13 protein-coding genes are annotated in these 14,084 nt (G+C 61.2%); 8 read left to right on the forward strand and 5 right to left on the reverse strand.

Annotated elements, in window-relative coordinates; genetic code table 11:
* Nucleotides 1–30: 30 nt before the first annotated feature.
* The 3 genes from B3M58_RS13215 (at nt 31) to rarD (ending at nt 2,576) form a co-directional block, all read left to right on the forward strand.
* The gene (locus B3M58_RS13215; protein WP_296219738.1) at nt 31–345 is read left to right on the forward strand and encodes a 3-phosphoglycerate kinase; all 315 of its coding nucleotides are present in this window, start codon (nt 31–33) and stop codon (nt 343–345) included.
* Nucleotides 346–519: 174 nt separating this feature from the next.
* Nucleotides 520–1,119 (forward strand): FMN-dependent NADH-azoreductase, encoded by a 600-nt coding sequence (locus B3M58_RS13220; protein WP_296219739.1) that lies wholly within the window; start codon nt 520–522, stop codon nt 1,117–1,119.
* 563 nt (nt 1,120–1,682) lie between these two features.
* The gene (gene rarD, locus B3M58_RS13225) at nt 1,683–2,576 is read left to right on the forward strand and encodes an EamA family transporter RarD (RefSeq protein ID WP_296219741.1); all 894 of its coding nucleotides are present in this window, start codon (nt 1,683–1,685) and stop codon (nt 2,574–2,576) included.
* 2 nt (nt 2,577–2,578) lie between these two features.
* Here the strand turns inward: rarD and B3M58_RS13230 are convergent, their stop codons facing one another.
* Nucleotides 2,579–2,992, reverse strand: coding sequence for an anti-virulence regulator CigR family protein (locus B3M58_RS13230; RefSeq protein WP_296219743.1), 414 nt, complete (start codon nt 2,990–2,992; stop codon nt 2,579–2,581).
* A gap of 174 nt (nt 2,993–3,166) precedes the next feature.
* Here B3M58_RS13230 and B3M58_RS13235 point away from each other — a divergent pair, with 174 nt between their 5' ends.
* The gene (locus B3M58_RS13235) at nt 3,167–4,519 is read left to right on the forward strand and encodes a DEAD/DEAH box helicase (RefSeq protein ID WP_296219744.1); all 1,353 of its coding nucleotides are present in this window, start codon (nt 3,167–3,169) and stop codon (nt 4,517–4,519) included.
* A gap of 99 nt (nt 4,520–4,618) precedes the next feature.
* Here B3M58_RS13235 and B3M58_RS13240 read toward each other — a convergent pair whose 3' ends face one another.
* Entirely contained in the window at nt 4,619–5,599 is a 981-nt protein-coding gene (locus tag B3M58_RS13240; protein WP_296219745.1) for a zinc-dependent alcohol dehydrogenase family protein, read from the reverse strand.
* A gap of 280 nt (nt 5,600–5,879) precedes the next feature.
* Nucleotides 5,880–7,661, reverse strand: coding sequence for a S8/S53 family peptidase (locus B3M58_RS13245; protein ID WP_296219747.1), 1,782 nt, complete (start codon nt 7,659–7,661; stop codon nt 5,880–5,882).
* 185 nt (nt 7,662–7,846) lie between these two features.
* Between B3M58_RS13245 and B3M58_RS13250 the strand changes: the two genes are divergently transcribed.
* From B3M58_RS13250 to B3M58_RS13260, 3 genes are all read left to right on the forward strand, one after another.
* Complete coding sequence (locus tag B3M58_RS13250) at nt 7,847–8,014, forward strand: hypothetical protein (RefSeq protein WP_296219748.1); 168 nt, start codon at nt 7,847–7,849, stop codon at nt 8,012–8,014.
* 135 nt (nt 8,015–8,149) lie between these two features.
* The gene (locus tag B3M58_RS13255) at nt 8,150–8,872 is read left to right on the forward strand and encodes a substrate-binding periplasmic protein (RefSeq protein ID WP_296219750.1); all 723 of its coding nucleotides are present in this window, start codon (nt 8,150–8,152) and stop codon (nt 8,870–8,872) included.
* A 155-nt stretch (nt 8,873–9,027) separates the two neighbouring features.
* The gene (locus B3M58_RS13260; protein WP_414704087.1) at nt 9,028–10,176 is read left to right on the forward strand and encodes a PQQ-dependent sugar dehydrogenase; all 1,149 of its coding nucleotides are present in this window, start codon (nt 9,028–9,030) and stop codon (nt 10,174–10,176) included.
* Between the two features lie 21 nt (nt 10,177–10,197).
* Here the strand turns inward: B3M58_RS13260 and B3M58_RS13265 are convergent, their stop codons facing one another.
* Nucleotides 10,198–12,411 (reverse strand): LTA synthase family protein, encoded by a 2,214-nt coding sequence (locus tag B3M58_RS13265; RefSeq protein ID WP_296219753.1) that lies wholly within the window; start codon nt 12,409–12,411, stop codon nt 10,198–10,200.
* Between the two features lie 240 nt (nt 12,412–12,651).
* On the reverse strand, nt 12,652–12,840 hold the full coding sequence (locus B3M58_RS13270; RefSeq protein WP_296219754.1) for a hypothetical protein: 189 nt from the start codon (nt 12,838–12,840) through the stop codon (nt 12,652–12,654).
* A 323-nt stretch (nt 12,841–13,163) separates the two neighbouring features.
* Between B3M58_RS13270 and B3M58_RS13275 the strand changes: the two genes are divergently transcribed.
* Nucleotides 13,164–14,006: a CvfB family protein gene (locus tag B3M58_RS13275; RefSeq protein ID WP_296219755.1), complete on the forward strand. Its 843-nt coding sequence runs from the start codon at nt 13,164–13,166 to the stop codon at nt 14,004–14,006.
* Nucleotides 14,007–14,084 lie beyond the last annotated feature (78 nt).

The raw sequence follows: 14,084 nt of genomic DNA on the forward strand, positions 1-14,084 counted from the left end.
AACTGGCAGTCCTTTGTTGGAGACTGCCGCATGAAAAAGCTCTGCTGTGCCCTGATCGCCTTATTGCCGCTGACGGCGTTTGCTTATCCGATCGAGCTGGAGAAACAGTTCAACGGCGCCGAAGTGTCTGCCACGCCCCAGGAAATCGACCACAACATGGGCGCGGTGATGCTCTACAACTATGGCCAAACCGACGCGCACTGCACGGCGATATTTCGCAACGGTCCTGAAGCACCGCGCACCCGCAAGATGGTGTTGGCGGCGGGGCAGAGCAGCAACATGACCGTCAAATTCGCCCGCAGCATCATCAAGCTGCGCGTGCAGCTGACTTGCGGCCTGAAGTAGTCGGCGCGTTGTAGTGTGGCGACTTTTCCAGGCGAAGCTGAGACTAGTGCGGGGGTGTTGATAAATCAACTTAATCGATAGTTTGAAGCGGTTTTTTGCGCTTTTTTATCGATGCGTGTCGCTCTATTCTCTGCTCCATCGACATTTAACAACCCCTTCGATGGAGCACACAGCATGTCCCGCGTTCTGGTTATCGAAAGCAGCGCCCGCCAACACGGTTCGGTGTCCCGCCAGCTCACCGAGCAATTCATCGCTCATTGGCAAGCAGCTCACCCGGCCGATCCGATCACGGTTCGCGACGTGGCCGTCGAGCAGGTGCCGCACCTGGACGCTAATCTGCTGGGCGGTTGGATGACTCCGGCCGAGCAACAGAGCGATGCGGAAAAAGCCGCGCTGGCGCTGTCCAATACGCTCACCGATGAGTTGCTGGCCGCCGATGTGCTGGTGCTGGCCGCGCCTATGTACAACTTCACCATCCCCAGCACCCTCAAGGCCTGGCTCGACCACGTGCTGCGTGCCGGGGTGACTTTCCAATACACCGAAAGCGGCCCGCAAGGCTTGCTCAGCGGCAAGCGTGCCGTGGTGCTGACCGCCCGTGGCGGCATCTACGCCGGCGGCAGCATGGATCACCAAGAACCCTACCTGCGTCAGGCACTGGGCTTTATCGGGATTCACGACGTCAGCTTTATCCATGCCGAAGGCCTGAATCTGGGCGCTGAGTTCCTGGAAAAAGGCCTGCAACAAGCTCAGGCGCAGCTGGCACAAGTGGCCTGATGGCCAGGCGCCTAGCCGTTTAACCGACTCTCCTCTTCGCGCCCTCAGCTCCTGGGCGCGCATGCCCGGTCAACCGCCTTGGTGGTTGGCTGGGCTTTTTTTTGGTTTTGGCCCCGCTAACTTTTGCTGCAACCCAGCGCCGCATGGCAGTGGCTTTAGCCGCGAAAACACGAAAAATCTGCTCGCCGCAGCCGTGCGCGGGCTAGGTAGGAGGGGCTTTAGCCGCGATTCAGCGCGCTGCCTGAACCGCTCGCGGTCAAGGCCACTCCCACAACAGCAGGCTGGCGTTGGCAATGGAGTTTGTTCGAGCCCTCTAGCATGCCCTCTGCGCCGCTCATTCCAGCCAGCGCCACAGGACTCAGCGCGGCCGGCTGTCTGTTCCGCCAGGGGGTTCGCAAATAACGCGCCCGCGCGATTGTTCAAGCCACGTCGACAGGCTAAGGTCGCCGCCTTGCTAAGCGCAGCACCGGAGGTTAGCCCGTCTGGGTAACGCTGGCGTTAGTGTGTGTATCGCGGTGTGATGGCCTGATCTGGCGCGCGTCGTAGCGACTGAAGGTGGTGTGATGAATTTGTCTGGACGTGGCGTGGCGTTATCGGTGTTCGCCTCGCTGTTGTTTGCCCTGATTCCTGGCTATGTGCAGCAACTGGCGCCGCTCGATGGTGTGCAGGTGTTTGCCCAGCGGGTGCTCTGGTCGATTCCGGCGGTGTTGCTGTTGCTGGCGGTGGCGCGGCAGTGGGGCGTATTGATCACGGTGTTCGGCCGTTTACGTCGCGAGTCGTTGCTGTTGGCCGCCTTGCCGCTGGCGGCGGCGTTGATTGGCGTGCAATGGGCGTTGTTCGTCTGGGCGCCGCTGGCCGGGCGCATGCTCGATGTGTCGCTGGGCTACTTTTTGCTGCCGCTGGTCATGGTGTTGGCCGGCCGACTGTTTTACGGCGAGCGTTTGCGGCCGTTGCAGCGCTTGGCGGTGGCCTGTGCGCTGCTGGGCGTGCTGCACGAGCTGTGGCGTTCGCAGGCCTTTTCCTGGGTCACCTTGGTGACGGCGCTGGGGTATCCGCCGTATTTCATGCTGCGTCGCTGGATGCGCCTGGACGCGTTGTCCGGCTTTGCTCTCGAGATGCTGATGCTGACGCCGCTGGCTGTTTGGCTGATCGTCGTGTGGGGGCCGAGCGATGTGTTCACCCAGGCGCCGCAACTCTGGTGGCTACTGCCGGGCCTGGGCTTGCTCGGTGCCCTGGCCTTCGCCGCGATGATGGCGTCCAGCCGGTTATTGCCGCTGGGACTGTTCGGCATCCTCAGTTATGTCGAGCCGGTGCTGTTATTTATGGTGGCGGTGGTGTTTCTCGGTGAGGTGTTCAATGCCGAGCAGTGGTTGACCTACCTGCCGATCTGGTTGGCTGTGCTGTTGGTGGGCTGGGACAGTGCGCGTTTGCTGGTCAAGCAGCAGAGACCTGCGTGAGGTCAGTCGAGTATGTTGCGCAGCACTTCGTAGACAATACCGGTGGCTATCGCTACCAGCACCACGTCCGTGCCGATCTGCTTCCACTCGTAGCCGTCGTAGCGCGGCAGTTGACCGAGCAGGCGGCTGTCGAAGTTCTTGGCGATGCCCGGCGGTAAGGGTTTGCCGCGCGCCAGGTTCTTGGCGATGCCGGGCGGCAGCGAGCTGACCGGGCCGATCAAGTCGCGGTTGTCGCCGAGAATGATGCGTACCCGGCCAATATCGATCGATGGGCCATGCAGGTTGACGTCGATAGTGTTGTCGCCGCCCCCGTGTTTGCCGGGGTTGTCGTGTTTGGGCGCTGCCAGGGCGCTGTGTGCGGCGAGGGCGAGTAGCAGACCGCTACAGATCAGCAGAGAACGCGAAGGGTTGAACATAGGATTCTCCAGCGCCGGATTGGCAGTTGTCATGGCTGATTGGAGCGCTTGACGCTGGCTTCGTTCAAGCCCCGTGCCTAAATGATGTGCGGGCCGGCACAAAGAAATTCGGCCGCGACGCGGGAAACCGTTACGCTATACAGCTGATTTCCGTTTCTTTGTCGAGGTTACCCCGTGTTTTCCCAATTTGCCCTGCATGAACGCCTGCTTAAAGCCGTGGCTGCGCTGAACTTTGTCGAGCCCACCCCGGTGCAGGTAGCGGCTATTCCGCTGGCGCTGCAAGGGCAAGACCTCCGGGTAACCGCGCAGACCGGCAGCGGCAAGACCGCCGCCTTTGTGTTGCCGATGCTCAATCGCCTGCTGGGCGATGGTGCGTCTTCGCCGCGCATGAGCGTACGCGCGATGATCCTCCTGCCGACCCGCGAGCTGGCGCAGCAAACCCTCAAGGAAGTCGAGCGCTTCGCCCAGTTCACCTTTCTCAAGGCCGGGTTGATCACCGGTGGCGAGGATTTCAAGGTACAGGCGGCGATGCTGCGCCGGGTGGATATCCTGATCGGTACGCCGGGTCGTTTGATCGAACACGCCAATGCCGGCAACTTGTTGTTGGACGAGGTCGAGGTGCTGGTGCTCGATGAGGCGGACCGCATGCTCGACATGGGCTTTGCCGAAGACGTGCAGCGCTTGGCCGAGCTGTGCAATGCCGAGCGCCAGACCCTGCTGTTCTCCGCCACCAGCGGTGGCGCCGGGCTGCGCGAGATGGTCGAGAAGGTGCTCAAGGAGCCGCAGCATTTGCAGCTCAACCGCGTCAGCCAGCTCAACGAAGGCACGCGTCAGCAGATCATCACCGCAGACCACAACCACCACAAAGAGCGTCTGGTCGACTGGCTGCTGGCCAACGAGACCTATGAAAAGGCGATCATCTTCACCAATACCCGGGTGCAAGCGGACCGCCTGTACGGCAAGTTGGTGGCCAAGGAATACAAAGTCTTCGTGCTGCACGGCGAGAAAGACCAGAAAGACCGCAAGCTGGCCATCGACCGCCTCAAGCAGGGCGCCGTGAAGATCCTCGTCGCCACCGATGTGGCCGCGCGTGGCCTGGATGTCGACGGCCTGGACCTGGTGATCAACTTCGATATGCCACGCTCCGGCGACGAATACGTGCACCGTATCGGTCGTACCGGCCGTGCCGGCGCGGAAGGCTTGGCGATTTCATTGATCTGCCACAACGATTGGAGCCTGATGTCGAGCATCGAACGCTACCTCAAGCAGCGCTTCGAACGTCGCACCATCAAGGATGTGAAAGGCATCTACCAAGGCCCGAAGAACCTCAAGGCTTCGGGCAAGGCAGTGGGGCCGAAGAAGAAAAAGATCGACCCGAAAACCGGCAAGAAGATCGTCGCGAAGAAGCCGGCCGCCAAGGCGCCGAGCAAGCGCAATACCATCAACAAGCCCAAAAGCGATGCGCCGGTGCTGGTCAGTCAGGACGGCCTGGCGCCACTGAAGCGGCGTAAACCTGCCGTCGAGTAAGGGCGCATAGGGATTTGGCGCCGCGTGTCCGCCCGGCAGTGGCGGACACGCGGCGCTGCGGTATGGCTTGATCCTGAAGCCCGCCCCCCGTGGTTGCAGTTACTTCGGCACGATCAGGATCTTGCCGTCGCGCTCGCCACTGGCGGCTGCGGCCACGGCCTCCTTGATCTGGCTGACGTCGTAGGTGGCCGCTACGCGGGTGCGCAGCTTGCCGCTAGCGATCAGTTGGGTCAGCTCGCCAAATACCTTCATCTGCTCGGCCGGGGTCGCGGTTCTGAACCACTTGGCCAGCCAGAAACCGCGCAGGGTCACGTCGCGGAACACGAACGAACCTGGCGACACCTGGCAAGGCTGGCGGCTCATCATGCCGTAGTTGACCAGCACACCGCCGTCGCTGAGGCTGGCAGCCAGGTGATCGGTGGCGGCGCCGCCCACGGCATCGATGCCCAGGCGCACTGCCGCGCCACCGGTGGCGGCGCGCACGCGTTTGGCCAGGTCCAGGCCATCCACCAGCACCACATCGCCCCCTTCCGCCTCGACGCTGGCCACCGCCGATTCGCGGCGCACCACGTTGAGGGTCTTGAAGCCGCGTAGCTTGGCCAGTTGGATCAGGTAACTGCCCACCCCGGAGTTGGCGGCGTTCTGAATTACCCAGTCACCGGGCTTGAGGTCAACGAACTGGCTGAGCATCAGCGAGGCGGTCGGTGGGTTGACGGTCATCATCGCCAGTTGCTGCGGATCGGCCTCGGGCAGCGGAATCAGCTTGTTCGCCGGTGCATTCAAGTGGCTGACCCAGGTGCCGCAGCCGACCGGCAGCAGCACCAGTTGGCCGACTTTCAGGTTGCTCACTTGCGCCCCCAGCGCCTCGACGCGGCCCACGCCTTCGTTACCGCCAATGGCGGGCAACGGCGGCAGCATGCCGTATTCGCCGGTCAGGGTGAGCACGTCAGAGGGGTTGATCGGCGCCGCCTCGACCTTGATTCGCGCCTCGCCTGCGGCGGGAGCGGGCAGTTGCAATTCGACGGCGGCGATGACGTCTTGGGGTACTGGGCCGCGGGTCTGGTATTCGGCTTTGAGCATGATGGTTCTCCGGTAGGGAAAGTGGCTGCGTCTATCGGGCTCAGGGCTGTACGGCTGCGCCAGTCCGATGGATACCTCGGTGGAGAGAGTCTAGTGGCCTGTGTGGTTAGTTCAATGAGTCAATGCCGGCGATCCTGCGGCGGTACTCCTTGCCATCGCCCGCGATGACTCGTTGCAGCGTCTTGTCTCGGGCGCACAGGCCACTCAACCTGAGCGCCTCTAAGGCGGTGCGCATCAGCGATAGGATTCGCCGCTCTATCGACTGTGGCCATTGCCCGCTTTAACGCACCCGGTCGCGACTTTTTACCGCCAGATCAAGGGCCTTTTGCATGTCCAGGCGTGCCGAGCGCCCGATGTCCGGGTTGTTCAGATCGAAGTTGCGCTCGGAGGGGAGAATGGGGGCCGTCAGGTCTTCGGCGTCGGTGGGTTCGAAGTCGAATTCCTCGCCGAGGGTCATGGCGCTGCGGCGCAGCAACATGCGCAGTTGATCGGGATGCAGTTCTGGGTTGATCGATATCAGCCCGGCGACGATGCCGGTGACCATGGGGGTGGCGTAGGACGTGCCGCAATGCGCTGCGCCTTGTTCGTCGGCCCGCAAGGTGGAGGCGTGGGCGCAGGCGGCGGCGGTGATGTCGACGCGCGTATCGCTGTTCGACGAGCTGCGTTTGACCACATAGGCGGGGTCGTCCACGGCTACGTCCTGACGCTCGCTGCGTTGGTGGCCGCCGACCACCAAGAGCTGATCGGTGACGAACGAGGACGGCAGGCGGTATTCGTCGGCCCCGGAGAACGAGGCGCCATTGCCGGCCGAGTTGACCACGACCACCTCTGGGTGTTCGCGGCGCAGCCAGAGGAAGAACTCTTCGAGCAGTTCCTCATAGCCGCTCATGGCCAGGCCCGAGCGCACCAGTGAATCGATTTCATCGCCCCGAATGTTTTTCGCGCCGATGCGGTGAATACCCCAGCTCCAGTTGAGCACCCGGACGCCGTCTTCCACCAGGTTGACCGAGGCGGCGATATTGGCCGTGATGCCGGCGTCGGAGTTGCGTTCGACGATCACCTCGAAGCCTGGTCCGGCGCCGTCCAGGCCCCTGAGAAAGCCGGTATTGCCGCCCGTATCCCAGCGGGCGGCGAGAATTCCGGCGACTGTCGAGCCGTGGCCATCGGGGCGCTTGGCATCGCGGGCATACAGACGGGTGTGCGGTTTGCCATCGGCGCGCGTCGCCGCGCCGAGGTAGTCCTGGAAGTCGGCGGCGTCGAAATCGACATCGCGCTCGATGACTCCGATGCGCACGGGCGTAGTGACAATCGGCGAGGTCTTCGAGGGAATGCGCCGCTGGTAATAGTTGACCGCGTCGAGAAAGCGGTTGGCCGCCCATTCATCGCCGCTGGGTGCCTCAAGTGGCGGGTTGACGCGCTGCGTCGCTTCGTTTTCCTCGGCGGAGGACTCCTCGATCACCACTGCATCCACGCTGACTTCACTGCCCAGGCGCAGCACCAGGGCATCGCGTTCGATGAGGTTGTCGGCCGGTAGGCGCAGTTGGTAGACGTTGAGCGGCGCAATCGCCCCCACCACTTCGGCGTGGTATTTCTGCGCCAGCTGCCGGGCGACCGTGAGGCCATCGGCATCTTCTTCGATGATCAGGCTGACCAAATCGACATAAGTGGTCAGTCCATCCATGTTTTTCGCCACTTCGCTGGGCTTGGCAGCCAATACATGACTGCCCTTGAGCGACAGCCAGACCGGGTTGCTGGGCTGGCCATGCTGTTCCAGCCAGATCGGCCCGCTCTGCTGCGCTGTAGCGGATAGGTGTACGCGAAGTTGCTGGCCGTCGCGCTCAATGGCCGCGTCCGGCAGCGCCTGGCCATCGAGCAGCACGCGCAACGAGTCGCGCTGCACGCCCTGTGCGCTCAGGCAGAACTGCTGAGTGCGGTTGTCGAGCAGGTCGCCGCAGCGTTGCAGGTGCATCAGGCGCAGGGGCTCTGCTGCCAGTGCTGTGAAGCTGGCGCTGGCGAGTAACAGGCCAGCCAGTGCTGGGCGGAGCAGGTGCAGGTGTGGCATGCGGTGGGGGCCTCTGGGGGTGTCTGACTCATGCCCTGGAGCAGGGTTCAGTCTGTGCTGGTGCTTAGAGTGGTTCGCGCGAACCTTGTTCTGTTTTTGCAGGTCGGAATTCAAGAGCGCCGAACCCGCAGCCGTGGCGACGCATTCGGCAGCCATCGAACGATACGCTAAAGGAAGCGCCTGGCATGACTTACAACGGCGATCTTACCGAGCGCGGATTGCCGCCGTTGAGCATGCGCGACAGCAGTTTCCCAGGCGATGAGCACCTGCGCGAGTTACTCGACCGACAGAGTACGGCGGCCTTGCTGCCAGAAGTCTTCGACACGCTCGCCAGCGAGGCCAATCTTCTCTAATCGCGGCTGTGGGCCCTGCTGTACGGCGATTGGGTGGTTTGCACCGTGCATCGCGATGCCCAATAGCCGATTGACCATGTCCCTGCGCCCCCGTGGCCGGCTATGCTGCGCGCTGGATGAACGAAAGGTATCGGGATGAAGTGGTTGTGGGGGATAGGGCTGCTCTGGTTCAGCGCATTGGCTGTCGCGGATACGTTGCGCCTGGGCTTCGGCACGCATAAACCGCCTTATATTTTCGAAGGCGAGGCCCGCGGGCTGGAATACGACATCGTCACCGCTGCGGCCCGCAATGCCGGCTTTACCGTGCAGGTGCATTACATGCCCCTGGAGCGCTTGCACCTGATGTTGCGCCGTGGCGAGATCGACGGCATTGCCCCGACCAATGAACACAGTGGCATCACCGCGTTTTATTCCAACCCGCATATTTATTACCAGAATGCCGCAGTGGCGTTGCGCGAGCGTAACTACGACATTCGTACAATCAGCGACCTGGGGCGTTATTCGGTGAGTGCGTTTCAACGCGCGCGTTTTTTGCTTGGCAGTGAGTTTCAGCAGATGGCCGAGGGTAATCCGCGCTATCGCGAAGAGGCACAGCAAATTGCCCGTAATCGCCTGCTCTATAGCGGCCGGATCGATGTGGTGATTGCCGATGTGCGTATCCTGCGTTACTTCAACCGCGAGGTGTACACCCAGGTCGATGTCAGCCAGCCGCTGACCTGGTATCCGCTGTTTGCGCCGACGCCTTACCAGGTAGGGTTTCGCTTGCAAGCCCAGCGCGACCAGTTCAACCGTGGCCTGACCGCCATCCGCGTGAGCGGCGAATATACGGCCATCGAGCGTAAATACGCGATCTATTGACGCAGCACATGCCGTGTCGCGGCGTTGCTCCTGACATGTGCGGTAATGCTCGTGGGGCTGAAAGGCCGCCGCTGCTGTTGCACTATTTGCCCTTCACGTGTTGCCGCAGGCAGTAAACCGTGGCAACTCACATCAGGCAGAAGGAGGAGAACGCTATGGCTCGTATGCGTCTATTACCAATTCTGGGCATGGCTGCCGCACTGACGGCAACAACGGCCAGCGCGCAGAGCAGCGAATACCCGAGTGAGCGCGGCCTGCTGCAGGTCACCACGTTGCTTTCAGGCCTGGAAAACCCCTGGAGCATGGCTTTTCTGCCGGATCAACAAGGTCTGTTGGTGACTGAGCGGCCGGGCCGTTTGCGCTTGGTCAGCCTGCAAGGCGAACTGTCCGACCCCATCGCCGGTTTGCCGGCGGTGTATGCGAAAAGCCAAGGCGGATTGCTCGATGTGGCGTTGTCGCCGGACTTTGCCAAGGATCGACTGGTCTACCTGTCCTATGCCGAAGCGGGTGATGGCCAGTACACCGGCACGGCCGTCGGGCGTGGCAAGTTGTCGGCCGATAAGCGCCGGCTAGAAGACTTTGCAGTGATCTTCCGGCAGTTGCCAAAACTCTCCAGCGGCGCGCATTTCGGCTCGCGGCTGGTGTTCGATCGCGACGGCTTCCTGTTTATCGCCCTGGGCGAAAATAACCAGCGCTCGACCTCGCAAGACCTCGACAAGTTACAAGGCAAGGTGGTGCGGGTGCATCCCGATGGCCAGGTGCCGAGCGACAATCCCTTTGTCGATCAGCCGGGCGCCCGCGCGGAAATTTGGTCCTATGGCCACCGCAATCAGCAGGGCGCGGCGCTCAATCCCTGGACTGGGCAGTTGTGGACGCATGAGCATGGGCCACGCGGCGGCGATGAGATCAATATCCCGCAGGCCGGTAAGAACTATGGCTGGCCGCTGGCCACCCACGGCGTCAACTACTCGATGTTGGCGATCCCGGAAGCTCAGGGGGAAGCGGTCGAAGGCACTGAGCCACCGCACCATGTGTGGGAAAAATCGCCGGCGATCAGTGGCATGGCGTTCTACGACGCCAAGCGGTTTGCGGCATGGCAGCACAACCTGTTTATCGGCGCGCTGGCTGGGCAGGCGCTGATTCGCCTGGAGTTGGACGGCGACAAGGTGGTGCATGAAGAGCGCCTGCTGGAAGACCTTAACGCGCGTATCCGTGATGTGCGTCAAGGCCCGGACGGTTACCTGTACGTGCTGACCGATGCCTCGGCAGGGCAGTTGTTGCGCTTGAACTTGCAGCCGCAATAGGCGGCTGTGGTTAGTCGCGACTCAATGGGTCAGGGCGTCATCCTCGTCGCCCTGGGCCGCCAGTAGCTTCGACTCAAGCGGTTCGCTGACCACGCTGAAATCACTGATTTCGATGGCGCCTTGGCCTTGGCCGAGTAAGTGGAAGGAGAACGCTTTGCGTGTGTCGAGGTTGTCGAAAGTAAAGCGCACCTCGATTGGTTGACCGACCTTGAGCAGCGGCAACTCGGGCATCTGCACCACCACGTCGCGGTCGAACTCCTTGGTTTTCAGCTGCAAGGTGGCGCCCTGTTTGCCCATGCGCACCGCGCGTACCTTCAGGCTGACCGTGGTTTGCGTGCCTTTCGGCAGTTCCAGGTATTGCGCGCCGACCAGGTTGTCCGCCCAGTCATCGCCGAACGTGGGCTTGAGGATGATTCGTTCGTTGTTGGCGAATTGGTACTGTTGGCCCATCTGGCCGTTGTGCAAGGATTGATCGAGCAGCGCTGCCCGTTGGCTGATCAAGCGCGCTGGCTGGCCGGTCATCCGCCCCAGATAGCGTGCGCTGTCGGCAATGAAACCCTGGCTGGCGTAGCGCCGGCAGACGTGCTGGAAGTCGCACTCGGTGAAGGTGCCTTGACCGTCGTGCTGGCGCAGCAGGCCGTTGGTGTAGGACATGATTTCCCGGCCGCTGGCGTAGTCGCGCAATAACGAACGCCCGGAGAGGGTGCTTGGGACAGGCAAGGCGAAATAGTCGAGTACCGATGCCGTCAGGTCAACGTGCCCGTAGACCCCGCTCTTGAGGGCCGGCAACTGGCTTTGTTCGGGTGCCAGGAGCAGGTTGAAGCCCCAGGCCGAGGCCAGGCGAACGTTTTCCAGTCCGTGGGATTCGTCCGAGGTGACGATGACCAGGGTGTCTTTGAGCGTGCCTTGTTTTTCCAGCCCGCTGAGGAAGTCCGCCACGGCGTCGTCCAGGTAGGCAATCGCGGCCAACTTGGCGGTGGGGTAACGCGCGAGATAGTCCTGGGGCGCCGAATAGGGCTGATGCGTGCCGACCGTGAGCAGGGTGAGCATCCATGGTTGTTTTTGCCGACGCAGTTGCTTCACATAGCCCAGGGCACCTTCGAAATAGGCTTTGTCGTCCATGCCCCAGGCAAATTGCAGGTACGGTTTGTTCTTGAACCAGTTACGCCCAAGGGTTTTGTCGAACCCCATGCGCGGCATGATCTGGTCCTTGGCCATAAACCGCAGGCCGGCCCCTTGCAGGTAGTGGGTGCTAAAGCCGTGATCGCGCAATTGCGCGGGTAGGCACTGCTGGCTGCGTTGCGGGTTGTTTAGCAGCTCGATGCCTTTCGGGGTGCTCGAATCGAGCTTGCTGTAATCGCCGCACAGCATGGCGTACAGGCCGCGAATGGTCTGGTGGCTGTGCAGGACGTAATCAGTTGTGAGCATGCCGCGCTCGGCCCATTCGCTCAGCCGCGGCATCGGCGCTTGCGAATAGCTGCTGTGGATAGCCTTGCGGCTGCCCTCGATATAGGCGCCGGGTATGCCTTCCAGGGTAATGATCAGCACGTTGCGCGCTTTGCCGGGCTGCTCCAGCAGGGGCTTGCCGGTGAGGTCGAGTTGGTTGAGCCCGGCAATGTCCGGTGGCGCGCTCGGCCGGCCGCCGGCCAGCCAGTCTTCCAAGTGCAATTGAGCCGCGTTGAGGCTTTCGGCCAGCAGTTTGTGTGGCAGGTTGAATTGCAGCCATTGGTCGGCTTCGCTCGGGCTGCGGTATTGATAGGCCGCATGCGCGCTGAACAGCAGCAGCGATGGCACTAACCAGGCAACGGAGAGCGCACGCTTTGGCTGCGATTTTTGCCGCCAGCGCAGCAGCAGGTAACCGCCCACGGTGATCGCCAGGGCCAATGCCAGCAGCGGATGGCTCAGGCCGCCACCTTGGGTCGAGTGGCTGACGAACTGGGCGTCGGTCAGATAATGCAAGTCGGCTGGTTCGGGCATCCGCCCAACGGCGACCACCAATTCGGCGGTACTCAAGGTGAAGACGCACCAGATCACGATCAACGGCACGCTGAGCAGCCAGGCGCGATGGTGTAGCAGCACCAGTAAAAGGCTGCCGATGGCCAAGTCGGATAGATAGCCGAAAGGATGTGACCAGCCCAACCCATAACGGCTAGCCAGCGGAATCACGATAAATAGAAAGCCCAGCGCCAGCAGGACGCTAACGGGGTGCTGCAGCCAATGGCTGAAAGGGCGCACACATACTCCTGAGGCAATTGCCATCAATCACCAACGGCAATGCCGAATCCGCCGCGAAAGGCGACCTGACATGATTCTGAAACATGATTGTGCTAACCGCCAGTGGCGAGAGACGAATTGCCTAAAAAACCCATGGGTGCCGGGCAGGGGGCATCGTGGGCGAGTCAGGAGGTGGAGCGGAGGGGAAGCCTAGCGCCTTGCTGAAGCAAACAAAGCGCTGCGCGGCCGGGTGACAGTCGGTTATTTCTTACCGATGGTGATTTGCTTGGTGGTGCCGTAAACCTGACCGCTGACGCCCTTGGCGATTTGTTGAATTTCGCCGCCGGCGTTTAAGAAGGCCGCAATTTGCGCGTCGATCGAGGCGCTAGTTTCTACGGCGGGAGCGGGCTTGGATTTGGTGTTGGATGCTTTTACGCGCATGACGGCCATTAACCTATTTAAAAATTAATTTGGCCGTGCATTGTACCGGAAAGGCTTGACAATTGCTTGATAAATAACGCTTGGCATCTAGTTGTAGGCGTTTTAAACCGCTAGATAATCGGCCGGCCGGGGTGGCTGTTGCCGAGTAAGCCATTGTTTCGTCAGGCTTCAAGGCGTGTGCGGCCGTACATCGGCTGGCGTGGGTGATGCCTTTCCGCTGGTCGGGATCGCTGCTGGTTCCGCCAGCGTGGTGCTGCTACGGGCGCATTGCCGCCGAGAAACCGGGCGTCAACTCGGGTAGAATGCCAGCCTCGAAATGAGGGTAGGGCACCATGGCTGTAATTGGACGAATGAATTGTTTGCAGGTTGTGAAACACACCGACTTTGGCCTGTATTTGGATGGCGGCGCAGATGGCGAAATATTATTGCCCAAGCGTTATATCCCCAGCGATACGCCAAGCGAGGTGGAAGACTGGCTGAATGTATTCATTTATCTGGACAGCGAAGACAAATTAATTGCCACCACGGAAAAACCGAAAGTGCAGGTGGGTGAATTCGCCAGTTTGAAAGTGGTAGATATCAACCGTGTCGGTTTATTCCTCAACTGGGGGCTGCCAAAAGATTTGTTATTGCCGCATTCGGAAGAAAAGCGGCCATTACAAATTGGCGATTACTGCGTTGTGCATGTCTTCCTCGACAAACGCAGCAAGCGCATTACTGCCACAGCCCGGCTCGATCGTTACCTGGACAACGTACCGCCCACCTACCAGGCTGGCCAGGAAGTCGACCTGTTGGTGGCCGAGTCTACCGACATGGGGTTCAAGGCGATTATCAATGGCCGACACTGGGGCCTGATCCATAAGAACGAATTGTTCAAGTTTCTGCGCAGCGGTATGCAGGAGAAGGGCTTCATCAAGGAAGTACGCGCCGACGGCAAAATCAGCTTGAGCTTGCAGCCTGTGGGGCAGGAAGCCGCGAGCAGCCTGGGCGAGCAGATTCTGACCAAGTTGCGTGAAAGCGATGGCGTCCTGCACCTCAACGATAAAAGCTCGCCGGAAGCGATCAGCGCATTGTTTCGCGTCAGCAAAGGCAACTTCAAGAAAGCCATCGGCGGGTTGTACAAACAAGGACGGATTGTGATCCACGAGGATCGCATCGAACTGGCCGGAAAATAACCCGCATACCCTCGCCACGCGGCGTACCAGAGATCTGCATGCGCCTGTTGAGGCGCAGCACGTAGCACCCGTTCAGGT

Origin of the sequence: Pseudomonas sp. UBA2684 (assembly GCA_002354655.1) — a bacterium.
In the GTDB taxonomy this organism is placed as follows: Bacteria; Pseudomonadota; Gammaproteobacteria; order Pseudomonadales; family Pseudomonadaceae; genus Aquipseudomonas.